The following is a 24953-nucleotide window of genomic DNA, read 5'->3' on the forward strand; positions in this document are numbered from 1 at the left end:
GTCTTCTGCAGCACCCGGTCCCCCGGACCGATGCCGTATTCCGCCTGCATCCATTGCAGCCGGTTCAAGAGCCCCTTGTGGCTGTTGCCCACCGCCTTGGGCTTGCCGGTCGAGCCCGAGGTGGTGATGCAGTAGGCCAGCCCCTCCGGGTGCCAGTCGACATCCGGCGCTTCATCGGGATAGCCGGACAGGTCCCAGCCCTCCAGCGCCACCACCTCGACGCCGTCCGGCAGCCGCTCGATGAGATGCGCCTGGGCCAGCACCAGCTTGAGCCCGGTCTCGGCGATGGTGCCGGCCAGCCGCTCGCGCGGATGCTCGGGGTCCAAGGGCAGGTAGGCCCCGCCCGCCTTCGCGATGCCGAGCAGCGCCAGCACCATCTCGACCGAGCGCTCGGCCGCCACCCCGACCAGCACGTCCGGCCCGACGCTGCGCGCCGCCAGCGCCTGGGCCAGCCGGTTCGCCCGGCCGTTGAGCTCGGCATAGCTCAGGCGCTCGCCGCCGAACACCAGCGCCTCGGCCTGAGGCGTCGCCCGCGCCTGCCGTTCGATCAGCGCCAGCACGCTCGGCACCGGCTCATACGCCGTGTCCGTCGCGTTCCAGCCCGACAGACGGTCCTCATCGGCGGCCGTCAGCAGGCCGATGGTTCCCAGCACCCGGTCCGGGGCCGACACCATCCGGCGCAGCACCGCGACGAAGCTGTCGCGCCAGCGCTCCACCGTCGACCGGTCGAACAGTCCGGAATCGAACTCCACCCGGCAGTCGATGCCGTCGCCGTCGGCGGCCACGTCCAGCGACAAATCGAATTGGGTGGTGCCGGTGTCGGCCTCGATCAGCTCGGCCGTTACCCCGTCCAGCGCCAGCGGCGCCGCGTCGCGGCTGGCGCGGAAGTTGAACAGCGACTGGAACAGCGGCCTGTGCCGCGCGTCGCGGGCGATGCCGAGCCCGTCCAGCAGCAACTCGAACGGCACATCGGCCTGGTCCAGCGCGGCCATCGCCTCGCCCCGCAGCCGGCGGCACAGCGCCCGGACGCTGAGGCGGGGATCGAGCCGAACGCGGTAGACCTGGGTGTTGACGAAGAAGCCGAGCAGGTCCTGGATCTCGGCCCGGCTGCGCGCGGCATTGGGCACGCCGACAGCGAAATCCGACTGGCTGGAGAGACGGCCGAGCAGCACCTGCCACGCAGCCAGCAGCACGACGAAGGGGGTACAGCCCTCCTTCCGGCACAAAGCCTGGACCGACCGGACCAGGTCCGGCGGCAGCGCGAAGTCGATGCGGCCGCCGGGGCGGTTGCCCTCCATGTCGCGCGGCCGGTCGGTCGGCAGTTCCAGCACCGGCACATCATCGCCGAGATAGGCCCGCCACTGCGCCAGCGCCTGGTTGCGGCGGTCGCCGGCGAAGCGCCGGCGCTGCCAAACGGCGTAGTCGGCATAGTCCAGCGCCGGGGCGGGCAGCGGCCGGCCGTGGCGGTCCGGATCGCGCAGCGCCTCGCCATAGGCCTGGGCGAGGTCGCGCACCAGCACCGAGGTCGACCAGGCATCGACGACGATGTGGTGCATCACCAGCAGCAGCACCCATTCGCCTTCGCCGGCCCCCCCATTGCCGCCTGCCGACTCGCCGCGCCGGGCCAGGGCGACGCGCAGCAGCGACGGCCGGGCGAGATCGAAGGGCCGGCGCACCCGCGCCTGCAGCCAGGCGGAGAGCGCCTGCTCCGCGCCCGGAGCATCAGCCGCCGGCAGCACGGCGTGCTCGATCGCGACATCGACCTGCGGCAGCACCACCTGCCGCGGCTCACCCTCCCCGCCCTCGAAGCGGGTGCGCAGCACGGCGTGGCACTCGACCAGCCGGCGGAACGCGGTTTCCAGCGCCGGCACGTCCAGCCGCCCCCGCAGCCGCAGGGCGCGCACCGAGTTGTAGGCCGGGCTGTCCGGGTCGTAGTGCTGCAGGAACCACAGGCGCTGCTGCTGGAAGGACATTGGGGCGGAATCCCCGCTGTCGCGCGGGCGGATCGCATCCGGATCCGCGGCGGCGTCGTCCAGCAGCAGCGCAAGCAGCGCGTCGTTGTCGATGTCGTTCATGATGCTCAGGGAGCCTTGGCCTGCCGCGCCTTCTCCAGCAGCGCCGCCCGCTCGGCCTCGCTCATCCCGTCAAGGCTGAGGCGCAGCGCGGCGATCTGGTCGATCCGACCCGGCGCGGCGTGGCCGCGCAGCGCCCGGGCCAGGGCGGCGATGCTGGGATGGTCGAAGACGATGCCGGGCGGCACCTCGACCTGGAACAGCTTGCGGATGCGGGCGACCAGCTTGATCACCTGCAGCGAGTTGCCGCCGATGTCGAAGAAGTCGTCGGTGACGCCGATCGCCGCGGCCGGCCGCTCCAGCAGCTCCGCCGCCACTTGGCGCAGTACGGTCTCGACCGGGTCGCGCGGCGCCACCTTCGCGCTGGTCTCGGCCAGGGTCGCCGGATCGGGCAGGCCGCGGCGGTCGATCTTGCCGTTGGCCAGGCGCGGCATGCGGTCGAGCGCCACGATCTGCGCTGGCACCATCGGGCCGGGCAGGCGCGCGGCCAGGGCCGAGCGCAGCGCCGCCGCCCGGGTGGCAGCATCGCCTTCGCCTGGCGCCAGCGTGACGAAGCCGACCAGCCGCGCTTCCCCGCCCTCCGGCCGATGCACTGAAACCGCCGCCTGCTGGACGCCGTTGAGGGACTGCAGCGCGGCCTCGACCTCGCCCGGCTCGACCCGGAAGCCGCGGATCTTCACCTGATGGTCCGCCCGGCCGACGATCTGCAGGCGGCCGTCCGGCAGATGGCGGGCCAGATCGCCGCTGCGGTAGAGCCGCCGGCCCTCGCGCAACGGATGGTCGACGAAGGCGCCGGCCGGGTCGCCGTGGAGATAGCCGCGGCGGAGCTGGGCCCCGCCGATATGAAGCTCGCCCACCGCGCCGGTCGGGGCCAGCCGGCCCGCGGCGTCGAGCACCAGCACCTCGCTGCCGGCCAGCGGGCAGCTCAGCGGCAGCGCATCGCCGGCCCAGGCCGGGGCTGCAGGGTCATGGGCATGCACCAGCACGCCGACCGTGGTCTCGGTCGGGCCGTAGTGGTTGAACACCCGGCACTGCGGCGCCGCCGCCAGGATACGCTCGACCAGCGCCTTCGGCGTCGCCTCGCCGCCCAGGATCAGCGTGGCCGGCAGTGCCGGCTCCGGCGCGTCGAGCAGTGCCGCCAGATGCGACGGCACCAGCTTGGCGCAGTCGATCCCGTGCCGCCGTACGAAGGTCGCGAAGGCGGCGCCGTCGGCCATCTCCGCCTCGTCCGCCACCGCCAAACACGCACCATGGCGCAACGCGCCGAACAGCACCGTGTTGCCGAGATCGGCGGCGACGGTCGAGGTCAAGGCGAAGCGCCGGCAGCCGGCGAGGCCGAGCGCATCGCTGACCGCCTCGACATAGGTGCGGAGCTGGCCGTGCTCGATCACCACGCCCTTGGGCGTGCCGGTCGAGCCGGAGGTGAACAGGACATAGGCGGCACGGCCGGGATCGTCCTCGGCCAGGTCGGGCAGCGCTGCCGAGGCGGGCTCGGCCACCGCTGCGACCAGCGGGTGGACCGGGATGGTGTCGGAGACGACCGGGTCGGCGGCGTCGGTCAGCACCAGCACCGGGCGGGCCTGGTCGAGCAGCAGCTGCCGGCGCGCCTGCGGCCATTGCGGGTCGAGCGGCAGATAGGCGCCGCCGGCGCGCCAGACGGCGAGCAGCGCCACCACCATCTCGACCGAGCGCCCCATGTCGAGCGCGACCACGGACTCGCGGCCGGCGCCATGGGCGACGAGCCAGGCTGCCAGCCCGTCGACCCGCGCATTCAGCCCGGCATAATCGAGGGCAACGCCGCCGCCGACGAGGGCCGGTGCCGTCGGCGTCTCGCGGCCCCAGCGGGCGATCAGCGCCGGCAGCGACGGGCCGGGCGCCGGGGCCGGGGCCGTGGCGTCGAAGGCCAGGAGCCGCGCCCGCTCCGCCTTACCGACCGGGGACAGAGCGCCCAGCGGCGTATCAAGCTGATCCGGCAACTCGGCGAGCAGGGTCACGACCTGCTCCAGCAGCGTCGCCATCGCCGCGTCGTCGTAGCGGCCGCCGTCCCAGTGCAGCGCGACGGCGTGGAGGCTGCCGTCCTCGCCGAGCTCGGCCTGTAGCGCCAGCTCGAAGTGCTGAGCCCCGTTCGCGGAGACGACGCGCCAAGCGCCGTCGTCGGACGCGTGGCTAGCGATCCGGAAGCCAACGACGAGATGATCGCTGCGGCCCGGCGCCTCGACCGGCCAGTGCTCCTGCCAGCCGCGATGGCTGTCGAGCACCGGCGCGAGCTGGTCCAGGAAGGCGGCGAAGGGCTCGGCCGAGTCGGCCGCCAGCCGCAGCGGCAGCACCTTGTCGAACGGGCCGATGGTACCGGCGAAGGCGTCGTAGTCGCGGCGGCAGTCATGCTGCCAGCCGGCCACTATCTCCGCCCGGCCGGCGATGCGGGCCAGCAGCGCCCACCAGGCCGCCTGCAGCACGGCGTCGAGCCCGATGCCGCGCGCCGCGGCGAGATCCGCCAGCCGCTGCGCGACGGGTCCGTCGATCGCAACCCAGCGGCCGGCCCACGCACTCGTGCCTGCCTCGCGCCGGCGATAGGGCAGTTGCAGGGCCGGCGGCGCCGCGGGGCCGAGATGGTCTTGCCAGTAGCGACGGCCCTCGGCGGCGTCCTCGTCGGCCGCCATCTCGGCCCGCCACTCGACGTATTGCGCATAGGCGACGCCGTCCTCGTTCGCCGGGACGGCCGCGCCGGCATACTCGTCACGCAGCTCGCGATGAATCAGGTCGAGCGCGCCGCGATCGGCCACCAGCGGCGAGACCAGCAGCGCCAGGCGCCACTCCGCATCACCCACACGGTACAGGACAGCGCGCAGCGTCCGGCCGGCACCGAGGTCGAAGCCATTCTGTGCCGCCAGGTCTCGGGCCATGGCATCCGAGGCATCGGCCCGGCCGCGCAGGTCGAGTCCGGACCAGGCAGGCTCCGCCGGCGCGCCGAGCGGCTGGGCACGCAGGCCGCGGAAGCCGGGGACGGCGACGAAGGCCGTGCGCAGGATCTCGTGCCGGCCGGCGACCCGCAGCAGGGCGGCGCGCAGCCGCGTCTCGTCCAGGCTGCCGGAGATGCTGACGATCAGCGTCGCGGCATCCGGAAGCTCCGCGGCAACACGCTGTTCGGGGCCGAGCGGCCAAGTCTCCGCCCCGGCGGAGAGGGCGAGGTCGGTCATCGCGCGCCCCCCTGCTCCAGGCTGCTGCGGTCGACCATGTCGCCCATCGCCACCACGATGCGGCGCGGCCCCTCATAGGGGTCGCGGGCATGGGCGGCGAGCATGTTGTCGAGCATCACCACGTCGCCGCGGCGCCAGTCGAAGCGCACGGCGCAGGCCTCGTACAGCTCGCCGATCAGGTCCATGACCTCGTCCTCGATCGGCGAGCCGTCGCCGTAGAACACCTGCCGCGGCATCCGCTTCGGCCCGACCATGGCCAGCAGATCCTCACGCACATCGGCGTCGAGGCAGCGGGTGTGATGCAGCTGGACCTGATTGAAGAAGGAGCGTTCGCCGGTCAGCGGATGGGTGATCACCGCCGGGCAGCGGGTGCGGGTCTGCAGCTCGTTCTCGCCGAGCCAGGCGAAGTCGACCCCGGCGGCGCGGCAGCGGGCCTCGACCTCCTCGCGGCTGTCAGTCTTGAAGAAGTCGCGCCAGTCGACGTCGAGATTCTCGGTGAAGGTGCGGACATACATGAGGCCGAGGCGGTCGAAGCGCTCCGCCAGCTCGGCCGGCAGGCGGCGATACATCTCGCGGCAGTCGACGATCGGGGTGGCGCCGCCGACCGGCGACGGCTGCTCGCAGAAGAACCACTGCTTGCGCGGCCAGCGCGGCAAGTGCGAGCTCTCGTTGTGGTAGAGGATCATCTTCCGCTCCGGATAGGGCGTGGAGCGGTAGGTGTTGCGGCCGCCTTCCTTCTTCGGCAGGTCGCCATAGGCGCCGTAGAGGCCAGGCTGCAGCGCCTCGGCGAAGGCCTCGAACTCCTGCGGCGTGGTCAGGCCGAAGCCGCGGAACAAGAGGCCGGCATGGCGCCGCAGCCAGGCCTCGACCTGGTCGCGATGGGCGGCGGCCCAGGCCACGGCGTCGAGATCGGCGCTGGCCGGCTCGACCACCAGCGGGAAGATCGCCCCCGGGGTCAGGGACGAGGTGCGCACCAGCTCGCGCGCCGGTGCCGTGGCCACGGCCGGCCGGGCCGCGGGGGATGCGAATTTCTTCAGCTTGTCCAGCTTGGCGCCCATGCGGGCGGCGCCGGTGGCTGCGGACGGCGACGCGGGAGACGACATCGCGGACTCCTCCAATGCGGGAAGGGTGAAGCCGCTCAGCGAGCGGTCCGGGGTTTCGGCGATCTGCTCCAGGAGCGCGGTCCAGGCGGCCACCAGCCGCTCGATCCGCGGGCGGGCGAACAGGTCCGTGGCGAAGACCCATTCGCCCTCCAGCCCCTGCGCGGCGCGGGGGCCGAGCGGGTCGAGGAACAGCGCCATGTCGAATTTCGAGCCGTGGGCCTGGACGGGCCGCAGCTCCGCCGTCAGGCCGGCGACGCCGAAGCGCCCGCGCGGCGCGCTCTGCAGCACGAACAGCACCTGCACCAGCGGGTTGCGGGCCCGGTCGCGCGGCGCGCCGACGGCCTCGACGATCTGGTCGAAGGGCAGCAGCGGATGCTCGAAGGCCAGCAGCGAGTCCTCGCGCGCCCGATCGAGCAGCTCGGCGAAGGGCAGCGCCGCGATGGGCCGGGCGCGCAGCGGCAGGACATTGACGAAGAAGCCGACCAGCCGGTCGAGCTCGCGCCGCGGCCGGCCGGCGACATCGGTGCCGATGACGAAGTCGGTGGCGCCGGTCAGCCGATGCAGCAGGGTCTCGAAGGCCGCCAGCAGCACCATGAACAGCGTGCCGCCGCGGGCGTGGCCCAGTGCCTCGAGCCGCGCGACCAGGGGCCCCGGCAGGCTGAACCGGACGCTGTCGCCGGCCTGGGAAGCGACGGACGGGCGCGGGAAATCCGCCGGCAGATCCAGGCGGTGCGGGACGCCGGCCAGCCGGTCGCGCCAGAACGCCTTCTGGCTTTCCAGTGTCTCGCCCTGCAGCAGCCGACGCTGCCACAGCGCATAATCGAGATACTGCACCGGCGGCGGCGCCAGGTCCGCCGGGCCGTGCTCCAGCGCGGCGCGGTACAACGCGCCCAGATCGTCGATCAGCACGCCGATCGACCAACCGTCGGCGACGATGTGATGCAGGCCCAGCAGCAGGCTGTGCTCCGCCACACCCAGCCGCAGCAGCGTGGCGCGCAGCAGCGGCGCACGCGCCAGGTCGAAGGGCCGCCGCGCCTCCTCCGTTTCGATCTCGGCCAACCGCGCCTCGCGCCGGGCCGGATCGAGCGTCGTCAGATCGATCTCCGGCAGCGGCAAGGCGATGTCGGCCTCGACCCGCGCCACCGGCACGCCGTCGGCGCCTTCCGGATAGGCGGTGCACAGGATCTCGTGCCGCGTCAGCAGGCCGGCCAGCGCCCGTTCGAGAGCCGGCCGCGACAGCGGGCCGGTCAGGCGCAGCTGGCCGGTGAGGTTGTAGGCGCTGCGCGCCGCCTCGCCGGCCAGACGCTCGGCCAGCCACAGCCGTTGCTGCGCCAAGGACAGAGGCATCTCCGGGTGCCGCGGCTGCGCCGTGATCGGCGGCAGCCCCATCTCCGCCGCTTGGCGCGGCGCCGCGTCGAGCCGGGCGGCGAGCTCGGCCAGGCTCTGCGGCGCGAAGACCTCGCGCAGCGGCAGCTCGACGCCGAACTCTGATCGGATCCGGTCGATGGCCTGCAGCGCCAGCAGCGAATGGCCGCCGAGGGCCAGGAACTGGTCGCCGCGGCCGATCGGTCCGCAGTCCAGCAGCTCGGCCCAGATCGCGGCCAGGCGCCGCTCCGCCCCGTCCCGCGGCGGCTCACGGTCCTGCGGCGCCGCGCCGGCCGACGGACGGCGGTAGAGGTGGTAGGCCTGCAGCTCACCCGTGGCCAGGCGCTGGCGGCAGGCGGAACGCTGCAGTTTGCCGCTGGTGGTCTTGGGCAGCGTGCCGGGATCGAGCAGCGCGACGAGGGCGACCGGCTCCTGCTGGGTTTCGGCGACGACGCGGTCGATCGCCTCGACCAGCGCCTCGGGCGCCATCTTGCGCTGCACGCCGCGGCCGATCTCGACCGCGACGCCGATGCTCTCGCGGCCGTCATGCTCGACCGCGAAGGCCGAGACCCGGCCCTTGCGAACCTCGGAAACGCCGGCTTCCACCGCCTTCTCGATATCCTGGGGATAGCGGTTCTGGCCGCGGATGATGATCACGTCCTTGCGCCGGCCGGTGATGAACAGCTCGCCGTCGCGCAGGAAGGCGAGATCGCCGCTGCGCAGCCAAGTGCCGTCTTCGCGGTCGAGGAAGGCCTCGCGTGTCGCCTGCGGATTGCGCCAGTAGCCGCGGGTGACGCTGCCGCCGGCCACCCAGACCTCGCCGACCGCATCCTCGCCCAGCGGCTCCAACGTCTCGGGATCGACGATGCGCAGTTGGTCCGGCCGGATCGGCCGGCCGCTGCTGACCAGCTCGACGCCTTCCGCGCTCGGCACCGCCCGGTGCGCTGCCACCGCCTCCGGATCGACGCGCAGCGTGACATAGTCATGCGGCCGCGGGCTGCAGGACATGGTCAGCGTGGCCTCGGCCAAGCCGTAGCTGGGCGCCAGCGCCTCGCGGCGGAAGCCGGCCGGGGCGAAACGGGCGGCGAAATCGGCCATCGTGTCCGCCCGCACCGGCTCCGACCCGCAGAAGGCGTATTGCCAGGACCGCAGGTCGAGCCCGGCGAGGGTCTTGTCGCTGACCCGCTCGCAGCACAGGCGGAAGGCGAAATCGGGCCCCCCGCTGAAGGTGCCGCCGAAGCGGTGGATCGCCTCCAGCCACCGCGCCGGCCGGGCCAGGAAATGCTGCGGCGCCATCAGCACCAGGGGAATGCCGGCGAAGAAGGGCAGGATCAGCCCGGCGATCAGCCCCATGTCGTGATAGAGCGGCAGCCAGGAGACCAGCACGTCGGCGGCGGTGATGCCGCCGCCATGCACCATCATCCGCTGGTTGTCGATCAGGTTGGCATGGGTGACCTCGATCCCCTTGGGATCGGCGGTGGAGCCCGAGGTGTATTGCAGGAAGGCGATGTCGCCGCCCGCCGCCGGATGTGGCCGCCAGGCCTCAGCCAGGGCCGGGGAAATGGTGTCGACCGCGATCACGTCGACGCCGTCCTCTCCGGCGCAGAGCGCCTCGACCGAGGCGCCGTGCCGCCGGTCGGTCAGGAGGTGGCGGGCGTCCGCATCGGCCATCATGCCCTTCAGCCGTTCGACATGATGCCGGCTCATGCCCTCCGGCGGATAGGCCGGCACGGCGATCACCCCGGCATAGAGGCTGCCGAAGAAGGCGGCGACATAGTCCGGCCCGCTGTCGAGCAGGATCAGCGCCCGGTCGCCCGGCGCCGCCACGGCCTGCAGATGCGCCGCGATCGCCCGCGCCCGCAGGTCCAGGGCGCGATAGTCGAGGGTCGCGCCGACGGTCTCGCCATCGGTCAGGAACCGCAGCGCCGGCCCGCCGCCATCGGCGGCGGCGCGGCGCCGCAGCAGCTCGACCAGCGTCCCGGCGTCGGCATAGTCCAGGGCCAGCGGGGCGGTGTCCCGGCGCGGGCGGAGATCGAAGGCAGCGTCGCTCACGGCGAACCTCATGACACCGACGAAAGGGAGAGATCGCGGCCGCGGGCGGCGCGCACCGGAGGCTCGGCGGCTGGGCCGACGCGCTCGACCACCTGGCCGCGGTCGAGCTTGATCAGCTGATCGGCGAGCGGGAACCAGCGGTCGTCATGGGTGATGACCAGCACCGTCTTCCGCCGCGCCTTCAGCTCAGCCAGGATCTCGCGGTAGAACACGTCCTTGAACTGCGGGTCCTGGTCGGCCGCCCATTCGTCGAACACCATGACCGGCCGGTCCTCGAGGCAGGCGGCCACCAGCGCCAGGCGCTTGCGCTGCCCCTGCGACAGGTCGCGGGTCGAGAAGGCGCCGTCGCGGACCGCGACCTTGTGGTCGAGATGGAGCTGGCGCAGCCAGTCATTGGCGCGGGCGTCGAGCGATCCGTCCGCCGTCTCCAGCAGCGTCTCGAACAGGTGGAAGTCGGAGAACACGGCGGAGAAGAGCTGCCGGTGCGCCTCGCCGCCCGGTGAGGCCAGCGCCTGGCCGTCGACGCGGATGGTGCCGGATTCGGGCGCGTAGAGGCCGGTGACCAGCTTCGCCAGCGTGGTCTTGCCGCTGCCGTTGCCGCCGACGAGGAAGGTGATCTCACCCGGCCGCAGGGTCAGGTCGACCGGCCCGAGGGTGAAGACCTCGTCCTCGCGCTCGTCGTAATAGCCGTGGGTCACGCCCTCCAGCGCCAGGGTGACCTCGCGCCCGGCCGGGACAGCTGCCGACTCCTGGCCTCCCTTCCCCGGCTCCAGCTCCGCCAGCGTGCCGCCGATGCGGCCCAACGCCACCCGGGCCATGCCGATATGCGGGATGTTGGCCAGTAGCCCCTCCAGAGGGCCCATGATGTAGAGGAAGGCGATCACATAGCCGGTGACGACCCCGGCATCGCCCGGCGCGATCCAGATCCGCGCGAACAGCGCCGTCCCGATCGTCGCCATGAACAGCAGCCGGCCCCAGCCGTCGGCGAAGGCCAGCAGCGACAGGCCTCGGATCCGGCTCCTGGCGACCGCATCGATCGCTTCGGCCAGCACCACGTCGAGAAAGCGGCGCGCCTTGCCGGCGTTCAGCTTCAGCTCCTTGGCGCCGCCGTTCAGCGCCTCGAAGTGACCGAACAGCCGGTCCTGGCCGCGCCCCGCCTGCCGGAAATGCCAGAGCACGCGGCGGTAGCTGAGCTGATGGCCGATCGAGCCGAGCACCATCACCGCCCCGGCGAGCAGCAGGAAGCTCCAGGACAGGGTGGCGAGATAGGCCAGGACGCCGAGGATGACGATGCCGTTGGTCACCAGGATCGGCAGACCCATGCAGAAGGTCGCGATGGCGGATGCGTCGTCGGTCAGCAGCGACTGGATCCGTGCCCGGCCGACGATCTCCAGCCGCCGGTACGGCGCCGCCACCACCGCCTGCGCGATGTGCTGCCGCAGCGCCCCGAGCGCACGCTGGCCGAGCCGGGCGAACAGGGCGCGCGACGCGATCTGCGCCACCATCACCAGCAGCGCCGCGGCGACGAAAGGCAGCAGCCATTGCGGCAGCGTCTCGGCCGGCGCATGCAGGGCGCGGTTGATCAGCAGCACCAAGAGGGCGCCACCGACCCCGCACGCCAGGCTGGCGAGGATGGCGGCCGCGAACAGGGTTCGCGACCCGCGGATCAGCATTCCGAGAAGCGACACCGGCTTTCTCCAGGTGGAAGCGTCAGTGCAGACCGTGCGCTTCCGCCATGGCGACGATGACCTTGCGCGGCCCCTTGAACGGCGCCCGCGCATGGGCGGTGAGCATGTTGTCGAGCATCAGCACGTCGCCCGCCTGCCAGGGGAAGCTGATCTTGTGCGCCTCCAGCACCTCGCGGACGGTGGCCAGCGCCTCGTCCTCGATCGGCGAGCCGTCGCCGTAATAGACGTTGCGCGGCAGGTCCGACTCGTCGACCAGCTCCAGCAGTGTCGACCGCACCTCCGGCTCCAGGTTCGAGACGTGGAACAGATGCGCCTGGTTGAACCAGACCATCTCGCCGGTCACCGGATGGGCGATCGCCCCCTGGCAGACCTGGCGGGTGCGCAGCTCGCCATCCGGCTTCCATTCGCAGTCGATGCCGTGACCGCGGCAATAGGCTTCGACCTCGGCGCGATCCTCCGTGCCGAACACCTGCTGCCAGGAGACGTCGAGGCCGTTGCCGTAGTTGCGGACATACATCAGCCCCTTTTCGACGAAGCGGTCGCGCAGAGCGGGCGGCATGGCGTGATAGACGGCGCGGCTGTCGGCGATCGGCGTCTCGCCCCCCTCCGGCGCCGCCTGCTGGCAGTAGAACCAGATCTTCATCGGCCAGTCCCGGGTATAGGCCTGCTCGTTGTGCAGCGGGATGTGCTGATGCGGCGGGTATTCGGTCGAGGTGTAGACGCCTTGCGTCACCTTGCTGCGCGGGGTCGAGCCGAACTCGTAGGTCAGCAGCGGATGGCCGAAGCCGGCGGCGAAGGCGCGGAACGCGTCGGCGCCGTCCAGCGCGAACCCGCGGAACAGCAGGCCGCCTTCGACGAGCAGGTGGCGATCGATGATCGGCCGGATCTCCGGCAGCGCCTCGATCAGCGACGGCGCGCCGTCGCCGGGCTCGACCAGCAGCGGCAGGGGCCCGCTGTCGCGCAGCGGGCGGATCGTCAGCGTGCCGATGTTCACAGCATCCATGGTGCTCGCACTCACTGAAGCGTCCGGCCGGCGGATTCTGGCGATCCGCCGGCCCGGACCAGGACGGCCGGGCCGCCGTTCATCCGTCGCGACAGGGCGGCGTCGAGGACGACCAGCACCTCCGCCTGACGGGAGTGGATGAAGAAGTGGTCGCCCTCGAACAGGTCGATGGCGAAGTCGCCGCGAGTCTCCCACCCCCAGGCCTCCAGTGCCGGGCGGTCGACATCGTCGCGGGTGCCGGCCAGGACATGCACCGGGCAGGGCAGCGCCGGGCGCGGGCGATAGGCATAGGTGCCGACCATCAGGAAGTCGGCGCGCAGCACCGGCAGCACCGCGGCCATCAGCTCGGCATCGGCCAGCGCCTCCTCCGGCGTGCCCCGGTAGCCCCGCAGATCGGCCATCAACTCCGCGTCGCTGCGCGGCCGGGCCAGCTCGCGGTCGTCGCGGACCGCCGGCGCCTCGCTGCCGGAAGCGAACAGCACCAGCGGCGGCTCCGCGCCACGTTCCAGCAGGGCGTGCGTCAGCTCGAAGGCCAGGAGGGCACCCAGGCTGTGGCCGAGCAGGGCATAGGGGCCATCAATCAGCTCTCCGACCTCCCCCGCGAGCGATGCGGCGAGGCGGCGAAGATCTGTCGACAAGGGCTCGCTTGCACGGGCGCCGCGGCCGGGCAGCTCGACCGGGTGCACCGCCAGCCACGCCGGCAGCGCCCGGCGCCAGCGTGCATAGACCATGGCGCTGGCGCCCGAATAGGGCAGGCAGAACAGCCGGGCGGCGACCACACTCATTGGATCACTGCGCCGCGTCGGCCTGGCCGTCCATATGCCGACGCAGCGACAGCGGCCGCATGTCGGTCCAGACCTCGGCGATATAGGCCAGGCACTCGGCCTTCGGCCCGGTCTTGCCGACCGCCGTCCAGCCCTGCGGGATCTCCTTGTAGTCGGGCCAGATCGAATATTGCTCCTCGTGATTGACCACGACGTGAAACACGGTGTCGTCCCGATCGAAGGCCATCAGGCATCCCTCGCCGATAAAGCATGCAGACTTGAAGAAAATTTTACGGATTTCGCAGATGCAGCCACGCGACATCCCGCCGAACGTCTCCGGCCGGACATCTTGATTTGGTGTTCAGCGCTTTCCGATGGCTTGAAGGAGATCAACGGAAGCCAACGACGTGCCTGGACTTCCCGTTTCCTTCTGGCTATGAATGATAATGATTTGCAGTTGCACTGTAAGTCAAGCGTGATTTCGCCCTCCCCCGCCTCTCGTCCGGGCGCGGGCGACCCGGCCAGACGAGACGAATCCGCCACCTGCCGGCGGCTGTTATCCGGCGGAACTGCCGGAGGCATGCGGCCGCGGAAGGAGAAGACGACGATGGACGCCATACCCGTTCCGCAGCCCGGCACGACCTTTCTGTCCTACGCCGCCACCCGAGCTCCGGTGACGACATCGCGCCAGGGCGATTCGCTGACGGTGCGGCAGGCCGGCGCCGCCCCGCTGAGCTTCCGCCTGGCCGCGGCCGAAGGGCGGCTGCTCCTGACCGGCCCGGCCGGGTCGGGCGATGCCGCGCTCCGCGGCCTGTGCGCCGCGATCGAGGCTGCTTTCGGGTGGCACCCCGAGCTGGAGCGCCTCGCGCTCGACCTCGGCGATGGCGCCGGAGATCTGGCCGACGCGCTGTACCGCCGCGGCATCGCGGTCGAGACCGCCGCGGCCCCGCTCACCGTGCTGCCGGAGCTGTTCATGCAGCAGGCCGAGCTCTGGCTCGGCCGGCCCGACCTGCCGGCGTTCCCGCAGCGCCATGTGATGACCGACGGCAAGCGCCATCCGCAGCGGCCGCCGAAGCCGCGCGGCACCGTCTATGCCCGCTACATCCCCTGGCTGGAGCAGACCATCGCCTTCCGCGCCGCCACGGTCGAGGACGATCTCGGCCATCTGCACAAATGGATGAACGACCCGCGGGTGGCGGCCTTCTGGAACGAGGACGGCGACCTGGAGAAGCATCGCCGCTATTTGTCCGGTCTGACCGCCGACCCGCACATGGTGCCGCTGATCGCCACCTTCGACGGCGTGCCCTTCGCCTATTTCGAGATCTATTGGGCCCGCGAGAACCGCCTCGCGCCCTTCTACGACGTCCAGGACTACGACCGCGGCTGGCATGTCGTGGTCGGCGAGGACGCCTATCGCGGCCGCCGCTTCATCAGCGCCTGGCTGCCCTCGCTGACGCACTACATGCTGCTCGACGACTGCCGCACCCAGCGCATCGTCGGCGAGCCGGCGGCGGCGCACCACCAGCAGATCCGCAACCTCGAGACCTCCGGCTTCGTCCGCATCAAGACCTTCGACTTCCCGCACAAGCGGGCGGCGCTGGTGGTGCTGCTGCGCGAGCGCTTCTTCTTCGACCGGCTGTGGCTGCCGGCCGCCCCGTCCGCGCAACCGGTGCGGTGATCATGGACTCGGTCTACGACGTCATCGGCGTCGGCTTCGGCCCCTCCAACCTGGCCCTTGCCATCGCGCTCGACGCGGCGCTGCGGCAGCGGGGCGCTGGGCTGAGCCATCATTTCATCGAGAAGCAGCCCGGCTTCACCTGGCACGGTGGCATGCTGCTGCCGGACAGCGACATGCAGATCTCCTTCCTCAAGGACCTGGTGTCGCTGCGCGACCCGACCAGTCCGCTGACCTTCATCAACTACCTGCACCAGAAGGGCCGGCTGGAAGCCTTCATCAACCGCAAGACCTTCTTCCCCAGCCGGATCGAGTTCAACGACTATCTCGGCTGGGTCGCGGCGCGCTTCGCCGACCGCTGCAGCTATGGCGAGGAGGTGGTGGCGGTCGAGCCGGAGACGGCGCAGGGCATCGTCACCGGACTGCGCGTGCGGTCGCGCACGGCGTCGGCCGGCGAGACCGTGCGCCGGGCGCACAACCTGGTCGTTGCCACCGGCGGCAGCCCGCGCATCCCGGACGTCTTCGCCGGACTCCGCGATGATCCGCGGGTCTTCCATTCCTCCTTCTATCTCGACCGTATCCACGGGCTGGGCCTGGCGCGCCGCCCGGCCGGCCGGGTGGCGGTTATCGGCGGCGGCCAGAGCGCGGCGGAGATCACGCTCGACCTGCACGGCCGCTTCCCGCAGCTCAGCATCGACCTGATCTTCCGCGGCCATGCGCTGAAGCCGGCCGACGACACCCCCTTCGTCAACGAGATCTTCAACCCCGGCTTCACCGACTATGTCTTCGGCCAGCGCGAGGCGCAGCGGGACGCGATCCTCCGCGAGTTCCGCAACACCAACTACGCGGTGGTCGACGCCGATCTGATCGAGAGGATCTATGGCATCCTGTACCAGCAGAAGGTGCAGGGCCCGCCGCGGCTGGCCCTCTACGGACGCAGCGAGGTGACCCAGGCCGAGGCCGGCGCGGAGGCGGTCGAGCTGACGGTGCGCGACGACTTCGCCGACTCGGCTGGGCGGCGCGGCTACGACGCGGTGGTGCTGGCCACCGGCTATGAGCGCGACGGCGGGCGCCGGCTGCTGTCGACGCTCACGCCCTGGATCGAGGGCTTCGCCGTCGACCGCGACTACTGCCTGCGCACCCGGCCCGAGTTCCGGCCGCAGATCCATCTGCAGGGTCAGTCCGAGACCTCGCACGGGCTCAGCGACACGCTGCTCTCGGTGCTGGCGGTGCGGTCGCAGGAGATCGCCGAATCCCTGCTCATGGCCAAGCGGCGGCGCGTCTCGCCCGACCTGCACGACCCCGGCCCGCTGCGGCGCATCGCCGTCAACGACGACTAGCGTGCCGGCATCATCGTCGTCTGCGGCGCAGATTCGCATTGAAGTTCGTTTCAAATGAAACGATCATCCCGACGTGACGAATGATGAGCCCCGGTTCGCCGGGCCGGTCGGGAGGATGCGATGACGCTTCGCTACATGCCGGGATTCGGCAACGACTTCGAGACCGAGGCCCTGGAGGGCGCCCTGCCCCAGGGCCAGAACTCGCCGCAGCGCTGCGCCTACGGGCTCTATGCCGAGCAGCTTTCGGGCTCGCCTTTCACCGCGCCGCGCGGCGCCAATGAACGCTCCTGGCTGTACCGGCTGCGGCCGTCGGTGAAGCATGTCGGCCGGTTCCGCGAGATCGAGCTGCCATTCTGGAAAACGGCGCCGCATGTCGTCCGCCACGGCCGGCCGCTCGGCCAGCTGCGCTGGGACCCGACGCCGATCCCGGACGAGACGCTGACCTTCCTGACCGGCATGCGCACCATGACCACCGCCGGCGACGTCTTCACCCAGGCCGGCATGGCCGCGCATGTCTACCTCGTCACCGAATCGATGGTCGACGAGGTGTTCTACAACGCCGACGGCGAGCTGCTGATCGTGCCGCAGCAGGGCTCGCTGCGCCTGGTCACCGAGCTCGGGGTCATGGAGATCGGCCCGGCCGAGATCGCGGTGATTCCGCGCGGCATGAAATTGCGGGTCGAGCTGGTGGACGGCCCATCGCGCGGCTATGTCTGCGAGAATTACGGCGCCAAGTTCACCCTGCCGAATCGCGGCCCGATCGGCGCCAACTGCCTGGCCAATCCGCGCGACTTCAAGACCCCGGTCGCGGCCTTCGAGGAGAAGGACACGCCGCACCGCGTCGTCGTCAAATGGTGCGGCGGCTTCCACGAGACCACGATCGACCATTCGCCGCTCGACGTCGTCGCCTGGCACGGCAACTACGCGCCCTACAAATACGACCTGCGCACCTATTCCCCGGTCGGCGCCATCAGCTTCGACCATCCCGACCCTTCGATCTTCACGGTGCTGACCGCGCCGTCCGGCGAGGAGGGCACGGCCAATGTCGATTTCGTGATCTTCCCGGAGCGCTGGCTGGTGGCCGAGCATTCCTTCCGGCCGCCCTGGTACCACATGAACATCATGTCGGAGTTCATGGGCCTGATCTACGGCCGCTACGACGCCAAGGAGGAAGGCTTCGTGCCCGGCGGCATGAGCCTGCACAATTGCATGCTGCCGCACGGGCCCGACACCGACGCCTTCGCCAAGGCCTCGACCGTTGAGCTGAAGCCGGTGAAGCTGACCGGCACGCTCGCCTTCATGTTCGAGACCCGTTTCCCGCAGCAGCTGACCCGCTATGCGGCGGAGCTGCCGACGTTGCAGGATGACTACCCGGCCTGCTGGAGCGGGCTGGAGAGGAACTTCGACAAGACAAATCGGGAAGGAACCGGCCGATGAAGCTCGCCAGCCTGAGGGACGGGTCGCGCGACGGGCGCCTCGTCGTGGTCTCACGCGACCTGACCCGCTGCACCGCGGCCGGGGGCATCGCCCCGACGCTGCAGCGCGCGCTCGACGACTGGGACCAGCTGCGGCCGCGGCTGGAGGCGCTGGCGCACGAGCTCGAGCTCGGCGCCGTGCCGAGCGAGCGGTTCCGCGAGCACGACGCCCTGTCTCCCCTGCCCCGCGCCTATCAATGGGCCGACGGCTCGGCCTATGTGAACCATGTCGAACTGGTGCGGCAGGCGCGCGGCGCCGAGATGCCGGAGAGCTTCTGGACCGACCCGCTGATGTACCAGGGCGGTTCCGACACCTTCCTGGCCCCGCGCGACCCGATCCGGATGGCGAGCGAAGCCTGGGGCATCGACCTGGAGGGCGAGGTCGCGGTCGTCACCGGCGACGTGCCGATGGGCGCCGACCGCAACGCCGGGGCCCAGGCCATCCGCCTGGTCATGCTGGTCAACGACGTGTCCTTGCGAAACCTGATCCCGGCTGAGCTGGCCAAGGGCTTCGGCTTCTTCCAGTCCAAGCCGTCCTCCGCCTTCTCGCCGGTGGCGGTGACGCCGGACGAGCTGGGCGACGCCTGGGACGGCGGCAGGCTGCACCGGCCGCTGCTGGTCGAGCTGAACGGCGCCCCCTTCGGCCGGGCCGATGCCGGGGTCGACATGACCTTCGACTTCCCGACCCTGATCGCCCATGCGGCCAAGACCCGGCCGCTCGGGGCCGGGACCATCATCGGCTCCGGCACCGTGTCGAACCGCGATGCCGATGGCGGGCCGGGCAAGCCGATCGCCCAGGGCGGCGTCGGCTATTCCTGCCTGGCCGAGCTGCGCATGGTCGAGACCATCCTGTCCGGCGCGCCCAGGACGTCGTTCCTCCGCTTCGGCGACACCGTGCGGATCGAGATGAAGGACGCCCAGGGCCATTCCATCTTCGGCGCTATCGAGCAGAGGGTCGAGGAGGCGGCCTAAGCCCCCACACCCCACCGATCTCCGTACCGCGCCCGGCTCGCCATCGAGTCGGGCGCAGTCTTTTTCGGATGGATTCGGCAGCGTAAGCGATCGCGAAATCTTCGCCATCTCGGGTTGAAAGTCTTCTCCGAAAGACAACCGAAGACAATTACCGAATCGCCGGATTCGCTGACCTGAGAAAGAGATCCCATAAAACCTTACAAAAACTTGATTGACACATCGGACCCTCAAAGTTTGAATGCGAAACCTCAAAACGCCTGGCCGAAATCCAGATGGAATTAAGGTTTCGTTCACCCTAGCGATCGACTCCAAGGTTTCATCATCAAGCCTCATCTCCGGGTGCGCCGGCGTCACATCGAGTAGCGGCTGCTTGAGAGACTCCCCATGAGAATCCTCGTCACCGGTTCGCGCGGACTGATCGGCACCGAGATGATGCGGCGCTTCGCCGAAGCCGGACACGAGCCCGTCCCCTTCGACATCGCCTATGAGACGGGGACGCCCGGCCATGGCGACATCCGGAACCTCGACCAGCTGCGGCAGGCTATGGCCGGATGCGACGGCGTGCTGTCGCTCGCGGCGGTCTCGCGCGTCATCGCCGGCGAGCGCAACCCGGAGCTGTGCTGGGACGTCAATGTGCACGGCACCGAGGCGGTGCTGCGCGTGGCGCTGGAGCAGCCGGCCGACCGCCGCCCCTGGGTGATCTATGCCAGCAGCCGAGAGGTCTATGGCGATTCGCCGACGCTGCCGGTGCCGGAGGACGCGCCGTTGCGGCCGCTGAACATCTACGGCCGGTCCAAGGCGGCCGCCGAGGCGGCGGTGGACCGCGCCCGAGAGGCGGGCCTCGCCACCGCCATCGTCCGCTTCTCCAACGTCTTCGGGTCGACCGCCGACCATCGTGACCGGGTGGTCCCGGCCTTCGCCCGGGCGGCCGCGACCGGCGGCACGATCTCGATCGAAGGCGCGGAGAACACCTTCGACTTCACCCATGTCGAGGATGTCGGCCGCGGCCTGTCCCTGCTGGTGGAATGCCTGGAGGAAGGCCACCGGGCGCTGCCGCCGATCCACTATGTCGGCGGCCGCGCCGTGTCGCTGGGCGAGCTGGCGGAGATGGCCCGGGCGGCCGCGCTGGCCCCGGTCGAGATCCGCATCGCCCCGCCCCGCAACTTCGACGTAGGGCATTTCCGCGGCGATCCGGCCCGGGCGGAAGCGCTGCTGGGGTGGCGAGCCGAGATCTCGGTCGAGGACGGCTTGCGCCGGCTGATCCAGGCCTACGCCGACGACGCGCGGCAAGAGGCTCGCCCGATCCAGATCGCCGCAGAGGTGCCGCAGCCGGCCGCCGCGCCGGCGACGGGGGATGCGGAGGGCCGAGGTCAGCCGGTCCTCCGCAGCGGCGAGCGCTCGCCCCGGCGCCTGTCGGCGCTGTCCCCCTGGATCCTGGACTTCAGCCACGATCCGATCCGCATGCCGCCGCGGCCGCCCACGCTGCGGCATGCGAGCTACGAGGACGATTTCGACTTCACCACCGTGTTCTGCGACGTGTTCTGGGACGCGTCGGGCGAGTCGATCCGGCTGGTCGGGCCGCCGCTCCTGAACCTGGAGACGGAGCTGGACTTCAGGTTCACCGCCCTGCCCTCGATGCAGCCCTGCCCCTTCGAGGTGCGGCACAAGCGCTGGGTCGACCTGGTCACTGTCCCCGTCCCGCCCGGCACCACCGGGTTGATCGCCGACACCAGCCTCGGCCGCGCCTTCCTGGCGCCGCAGCCCAATCTGAGCGAGATCTTCGCCGGCCGCCGCTGCATCTATGCGATGAGCCAGGACAACGACATCGCCTGGATCCAGGACTGGGTCCGCTATTACGCCCGCGGCCATGGCTGCAACGGGGTCGTCCTCTACGACAACAACTCCACGGCCTATGACGTCCGCGAGCTGGACGACGCGCTGCGTTCGATCGACCCGTCGATCGAGGTGCTGACCATCCCCTGGCCGTTCAAATGGGGCGTGTTCGACGGCCGCCGGCCGCTGTCCTACAGCGTCTGGGATTCCTTCTACGGCCAGGCCGCGGCCTTCGAGCATGCGCGGCTGCGCTACTTCTGGAAGGCCAAGAGCGTCGTCAACGCCGATATCGACGAGCTGGCGGTCACCCGCGACGGGCAGAGCGTGTTCGAGATCGTCGAGCAGTCGGACACCGGCTTCATCCGCTTCGACGGCTGGTGGATCCACACCTACACGACCGAGACCCTGCCCCAGCAGCGCCGGCACAAGCACTTCTATCACAAGAAGACGGGCCGCCTGGACGCCTGCACCGAGAAATGGGCGGTGGTGCCGGCCAAGTCGCCGGAGGACGTGCAGTGGGCGATCCACAACGTCATCGGCATGACCCCGGACGAGGCCAGCTTCAAGGTCAGCCTGCGCCACTTCAAGCCGATCAACACCAGCTGGGACGTCGATTCGAACCTGACCGACGCCAAGCGGACCGAGCTGTTCCACGGCGACGGCCAGGGGCTGGAGGTCGACGAGGAGCTGCGCCGGACACTGGCCCGGATCTTCCCCGACGGGGAGGACGAGCAGCCGGTCGAGGCGCCGACCCGTCCGGCCGAGGTGACGGCCTATCAGCACCGGGTGCAGAGCGAGGCGCTGGCCCGCGCCGGTCGGACCATGGAGGCGGTCGCCGAGGCCCGCCGGGCCGCCGGGCTGCTGCCCGGCCATCCGGCGACGCTGCTGCATCTGGCCAAGCTGCTGCGCGCGCAGGGCGGCGAGGCCGAGGCCGCCGGGCTGGAGCGGGAGGCCCAGCGGCTGCGCGAGGCCGATCCGCTGTACCACGTCCAGATGGGGCGGTCGGCGCAGCACACCGGCGCGATCGAGGAGGCCGTCGCCAGCCTGCGTCGGGCGCTGGAGCTGGATCCGGTGTCGATCGACGCGGCCGAGCTGCTGTTCAAGCTGTTCTGGGGCCATGGCCGCTACGGCGAAGGTCGAGCCGTGGCCCGCGACTGGATCGCCCGCGCCCCGGCCGATCTCGCCGAGGCCCAGGCGCTCGCTGCCACCATGCTGATGACGACGAGCCGAGCGCCGGACGCGATCCCGTGCTGGCGGCGGGCGCTGGCGCTCGACCCGCAACGGTCCGACTTCCATCACAGCCTGGCGCGCTGCCTGCTGGCCGACCGCAGCCTCGCCGAGGCAGAGATGGCGGAGCGGACGGCGATCCGCCTGTTCGAGGCCGAACGCGACCACGCCCGCGACCCGATCCCGCCCGAGGTGGTGCAGAAGCTGAAGCGCAAGCTGCTGCTGCGCGCCTCGACCCGGTCGGCGATGTTCGAGCAGCTCGGGCGCATCCTGCGGGCGCGCGGGCGCCTGGAGGAGGCCGCCGAGGCCCTGCGCGAATCGATCCGCCACTACCGCTTCGACCCGGACCTGCATCTGCTGCTGGCCGAGATCCTGACCGATCTCGGCCGGGCCGAGGAGGCGAAGACCGAGCAGGCCAAGGCGGCGGAGGTGGCGCGGGAGCTGCTGGGCCACCCGCCCAACACCATCCGCACCGCCTTCGACCGCGAGCGCGACCTGGTCGGGCTCTATTCCTGGGTCGCGACCGTCCTGCTGCGCTGCGGCCGTGCCGAGGAGGCGACGGCGACGGCGGAGGAGATCGGCCGGCTGTTCGCGGGCAGCGCCAACGCCACCACCGCGCGCGCCGGCTTCCTGCTCTCGGCCGGCAGGGCCAAAGAGGCGGAGCGGCTGATCGCTGAGGCGATCGCCCGCGGCGAGGACCATTCCCGGCTGCACCACCTGCACAGCACCGCGCTGTCGCAGCTGAACCGGCTGCCGGAGGCGATCGCCGCCTGCCAGCGCGCTTTGGCGCACGACCCGGAGGGCCCGCATCTGCACCGCAGCCTGGCCGCGCTGTACATCTCCGACCGGCGCTGGGCCGATGCGGTCGCGGCGCTAAACACAGCGATCGGGCTGGAGCCGTCGCATGCCGGCGCGCAGCGCCAGCTCAGCACCGCCCTGGCCGCGGCGGACCGGCCGGAGGAGGCCGAGGCGGCGGCCCGTCGGGCGATCGAGCTCTCGCCCGACGAGCCCGGCCTCTACCGCCATCTCGCCAACCTTCTCGCCGCCCGGAAGCGCTGGAAGGACACGGTGGCCGAGCTGCGCCGCGCGATCGACCTCGACTCCGGCCATGCCGGCGCGCACCGGCAGCTCAGCGCCGCCTTCGCCGGGCTCGGCCAGACGGAGAAGGCGCTGTCGACCGCGCGCAAGGCGATCAAGCTGGCGCCCGACGACGCCGCGCTGCACCGCCATCTCGGCAACCTTCTGGCCGGCCAGAAGCGCTGGGACGAGGCGGCCCTGGCGCAGCGCCGGGCGGTCGAGCTCGAGCCCGCCCATGCCGGGGCGCGCCGGCAGCTCGAGATCGCCCTGGCCGAGGCCCGCAAGGCCAAGGCCAAGCGACCGGCCGCGCCGGCCGCGGGCTACAGCGGCACCGCGGCGGAATAGGCAGAGGGCGGAAAAGGTTAACCCGTCATGGCGAGCCCCGAAGGGGCGTGGCCATCCAGCGACACTGCCGTCTGGATCGCCACGGCGCTTCGCGCCTCGCGATGACGGTGAAGGGACGGCGGGGCGGGATTTGTTCCCTCCTGCATAGCGGCCGTCCGCGGTTGACGCGCTCGGCGGGACTCGCCTATCGGTGAGGCCCGCCCGGAGCAGCGAGCGATGGCCGCGATGACCGCCCCCGACAGAACCTTGCCGGCCGCGGAGCCGGATCGCGCCTCGCCCGCCGAGGTGTTCCGCGTCTTCCTCAAGCTCGGCCTCACCTCCTTCGGCGGGCCGATCGCCCATCTCGGCTATTTCCGCGACGAGCTGGTGGCGCGGCGGAAATGGATCGACGAGGCCGGCTATGCCGATCTCGTCGCGCTGTGCCAGTTCCTGCCGGGCCCGGCCTCGAGCCAGGTCGGATTCGCGCTCGGCATCCTGCGCGGCCGCGGGCTGCTCGGCGGGCTCGCCGCCTGGTGCGCCTTCACCCTGCCCTCGGCCGCCCTGCTCTGCGCCTTCGCGCTCGGCGCCGCCGCCTTCACCGGCCCGGTGGCCGAGGGTGTGCTGCACGGGCTGAAGCTGGTCGCGGTCGCGGTCGTCGCCCAGGCGGTCTGGGGCATGGCGCGGAACCTGACGCCGGATCGCGAGCGCGCCGCGATCGCGCTGGCCGCCGTGGCCGTCGCGGTCTTCGCCGGCGGCTCCTTCGGCCAGATCGGCGCGATCGCGCTCGGTGCCGGGCTCGGCCTTCGTTTGTGCCGGAGGGACGGCCCGGCCCCCGTCGGCCGGCTGAGCTTCCCGGTGTCGCGCCGGGGCGGCGCCGCGGCCCTGCTGCTGTTCGCGGCGATCTTCCTGGCCGCGCCCGGGCTGGCGGCGGCGACCGGCAGCCAGGGTCTGGCGCTGTTCGACGCCTTCTACCGCTCCGGCGCGCTGGTGTTCGGCGGCGGGCACGTGGTCCTGCCGCTGCTGCAGGCGGAGGTGGTGCCGCCCGGCTGGGTGACGAACGAGGACTTCCTCGCCGGCTACGGCCTGGCCCAGGCGGTGCCCGGCCCGCTGTTCACCTTCGCCGCCTATCTCGGCGCGGTGATGGGGCCGGCGCCCAACGGCCTCGCCGGCGCCGCGATTGCGCTGGTCGCCATCTTCCTGCCGGGGCTGCTGCTGGTCTATGGCACCCTGCCCTTCTGGGACGCGCTGCGCCTGCGCCCGACGGCGCAAAGCGCCATGCGGGGCGCGAACGCCGCCGTGGTCGGCATCCTCGGCGCCGCCCTCTACAGCCCGGTCTGGACCAGCGCCGTGCTGGCGCCGCGCGACTTCGCCCTGGCGCTGGCCGGCTTCCTGTTCCTCACGGTGTGGAAGGCGCCGCCCTGGACCGTGGTCCTGGGCCTGGCTGCGGCCGGAGCCGCCCTGCCGCTGATCGGGCGGTAGACCTCGTATCGTTCGAGTCCGGCCGCTTTCGGGCCGTCATCCGGTGTCCGGTGCGGGCTTCGGGTCGTCGACATAAAGGCCGAGGCCGAGGGAACGGCAGAGGCGGTCGGCGGTGGTGGCGGTGGTCTCGGTGTCGAGCCACTCGATCACGTCGGGCTCCTGCAGCCGGACCGCGAGCCCGGCCCGGAGCCCCGGCACCCGGGTCGGGTCCCGCACCTCGGCGAAGGCCCGCTCCATGGCGGCGGCGACCGCCTGCCGGCGCCGGGCCCGCTCGGCCGCGATCGCGGCCGGGCCGCCGGCCGGCTTG

Annotated in this window: 14 protein-coding genes; 6 read left to right on the forward strand and 8 right to left on the reverse strand. The window is 71.5% G+C overall.

The annotated features are described in order from the left end of the window. From KXR53_RS34275 to KXR53_RS34305, 7 genes are all read right to left on the reverse strand, one after another. A partial coding sequence (locus KXR53_RS34275; RefSeq protein ID WP_437380115.1) for a condensation domain-containing protein occupies positions 1-2075 on the reverse strand: 2075 nt, incomplete at its 3' end. A 5-nt stretch (positions 2076-2080) separates the two neighbouring features. Next, positions 2081-5269: a non-ribosomal peptide synthetase gene (locus KXR53_RS34280; RefSeq protein ID WP_437380116.1), complete on the reverse strand. Its 3189-nt coding sequence runs from the start codon at positions 5267-5269 to the stop codon at positions 2081-2083. Beyond that, the gene (locus tag KXR53_RS34285) at positions 5266-9789 is read right to left on the reverse strand and encodes a condensation domain-containing protein (protein WP_437380117.1); all 4524 of its coding nucleotides are present in this window, start codon (positions 9787-9789) and stop codon (positions 5266-5268) included. Before KXR53_RS34285 ends, KXR53_RS34280 begins: the two co-directional genes overlap by 4 nt. An 8-nt stretch (positions 9790-9797) precedes the next feature. Continuing rightward, positions 9798-11477 (reverse strand): cyclic peptide export ABC transporter, encoded by a 1680-nt coding sequence (locus KXR53_RS34290; protein ID WP_437380118.1) that lies wholly within the window; start codon positions 11475-11477, stop codon positions 9798-9800. A gap of 22 nt (positions 11478-11499) precedes the next feature. Further along, positions 11500-12480, reverse strand: coding sequence for a TauD/TfdA family dioxygenase (locus KXR53_RS34295; protein WP_437380119.1), 981 nt, complete (start codon positions 12478-12480; stop codon positions 11500-11502). A gap of 11 nt (positions 12481-12491) precedes the next feature. Continuing rightward, positions 12492-13265, reverse strand: coding sequence for a thioesterase II family protein (locus KXR53_RS34300; protein ID WP_437380120.1), 774 nt, complete (start codon positions 13263-13265; stop codon positions 12492-12494). Positions 13266-13269: 4 nt separating this feature from the next. After that, complete coding sequence (locus tag KXR53_RS34305) at positions 13270-13491, reverse strand: MbtH family protein (RefSeq protein WP_437380121.1); 222 nt, start codon at positions 13489-13491, stop codon at positions 13270-13272. Between the two features lie 360 nt (positions 13492-13851). Here KXR53_RS34305 and KXR53_RS34310 point away from each other — a divergent pair, with 360 nt between their 5' ends. The 6 genes from KXR53_RS34310 (at position 13852) to chrA (ending at position 24646) form a co-directional block, all read left to right on the forward strand. Beyond that, positions 13852-14922 (forward strand): GNAT family N-acetyltransferase, encoded by a 1071-nt coding sequence (locus KXR53_RS34310; RefSeq protein ID WP_437380122.1) that lies wholly within the window; start codon positions 13852-13854, stop codon positions 14920-14922. Between the two features lie 2 nt (positions 14923-14924). After that, entirely contained in the window at positions 14925-16259 is a 1335-nt protein-coding gene (locus tag KXR53_RS34315; RefSeq protein WP_437380123.1) for a lysine N(6)-hydroxylase/L-ornithine N(5)-oxygenase family protein, read from the forward strand. 120 nt (positions 16260-16379) lie between these two features. Then, positions 16380-17696 (forward strand): homogentisate 1,2-dioxygenase, encoded by a 1317-nt coding sequence (gene hmgA, locus KXR53_RS34320; RefSeq protein ID WP_437380124.1) that lies wholly within the window; start codon positions 16380-16382, stop codon positions 17694-17696. After that, positions 17693-18706 (forward strand): fumarylacetoacetate hydrolase family protein, encoded by a 1014-nt coding sequence (locus tag KXR53_RS34325; protein WP_437380125.1) that lies wholly within the window; start codon positions 17693-17695, stop codon positions 18704-18706. The genes hmgA and KXR53_RS34325 overlap by 4 nt, the downstream gene beginning before the upstream one ends. 384 nt (positions 18707-19090) lie before the next feature. Then, positions 19091-23188, forward strand: coding sequence for an NAD-dependent epimerase/dehydratase family protein (locus KXR53_RS34330; protein WP_437380126.1), 4098 nt, complete (start codon positions 19091-19093; stop codon positions 23186-23188). A 216-nt stretch (positions 23189-23404) separates the two neighbouring features. Then, positions 23405-24646 (forward strand): chromate efflux transporter, encoded by a 1242-nt coding sequence (gene chrA, locus KXR53_RS34335; RefSeq protein ID WP_437380127.1) that lies wholly within the window; start codon positions 23405-23407, stop codon positions 24644-24646. Positions 24647-24682: 36 nt separating this feature from the next. On the opposite strand, the gene KXR53_RS34340 is transcribed toward chrA, so the two are convergent. Beyond that, on the reverse strand, positions 24683-24953 hold a 271-nt coding region (locus KXR53_RS34340; RefSeq protein WP_437380128.1), incomplete at its 5' end, for a hypothetical protein.

Source organism: Inquilinus limosus (assembly GCF_051487185.1).
GTDB lineage: Bacteria > Pseudomonadota > Alphaproteobacteria > DSM-16000 > Inquilinaceae > Inquilinus > Inquilinus limosus_F.

What these genes read in the sequence shown, in the direction of transcription:
- KXR53_RS34280 (WP_437380116.1), bottom strand. Translation starts at nt 5,269, where the DNA reads ATGACCGACCTCGCCCTCTCCGCCGGGGCGGAGACTTGGCCGCTCGGC.
- hmgA (WP_437380124.1), top strand. Translation starts at nt 16,380, where the DNA reads ATGACGCTTCGCTACATGCCGGGATTCGGCAACGACTTCGAGACCGAG.
- KXR53_RS34305 (WP_437380121.1), bottom strand. Translation starts at nt 13,491, where the DNA reads ATGGCCTTCGATCGGGACGACACCGTGTTTCACGTCGTGGTCAATCAC.
- KXR53_RS34315 (WP_437380123.1), top strand. Translation starts at nt 14,925, where the DNA reads ATGGACTCGGTCTACGACGTCATCGGCGTCGGCTTCGGCCCCTCCAAC.
- KXR53_RS34310 (WP_437380122.1), top strand. Translation starts at nt 13,852, where the DNA reads ATGGACGCCATACCCGTTCCGCAGCCCGGCACGACCTTTCTGTCCTAC.
- KXR53_RS34330 (WP_437380126.1), top strand. Translation starts at nt 19,091, where the DNA reads ATGAGAATCCTCGTCACCGGTTCGCGCGGACTGATCGGCACCGAGATG.
- KXR53_RS34300 (WP_437380120.1), bottom strand. Translation starts at nt 13,265, where the DNA reads ATGAGTGTGGTCGCCGCCCGGCTGTTCTGCCTGCCCTATTCGGGCGCC.
- KXR53_RS34295 (WP_437380119.1), bottom strand. Translation starts at nt 12,480, where the DNA reads ATGGATGCTGTGAACATCGGCACGCTGACGATCCGCCCGCTGCGCGAC.
- KXR53_RS34325 (WP_437380125.1), top strand. Translation starts at nt 17,693, where the DNA reads ATGAAGCTCGCCAGCCTGAGGGACGGGTCGCGCGACGGGCGCCTCGTC.
- chrA (WP_437380127.1), top strand. Translation starts at nt 23,405, where the DNA reads ATGGCCGCGATGACCGCCCCCGACAGAACCTTGCCGGCCGCGGAGCCG.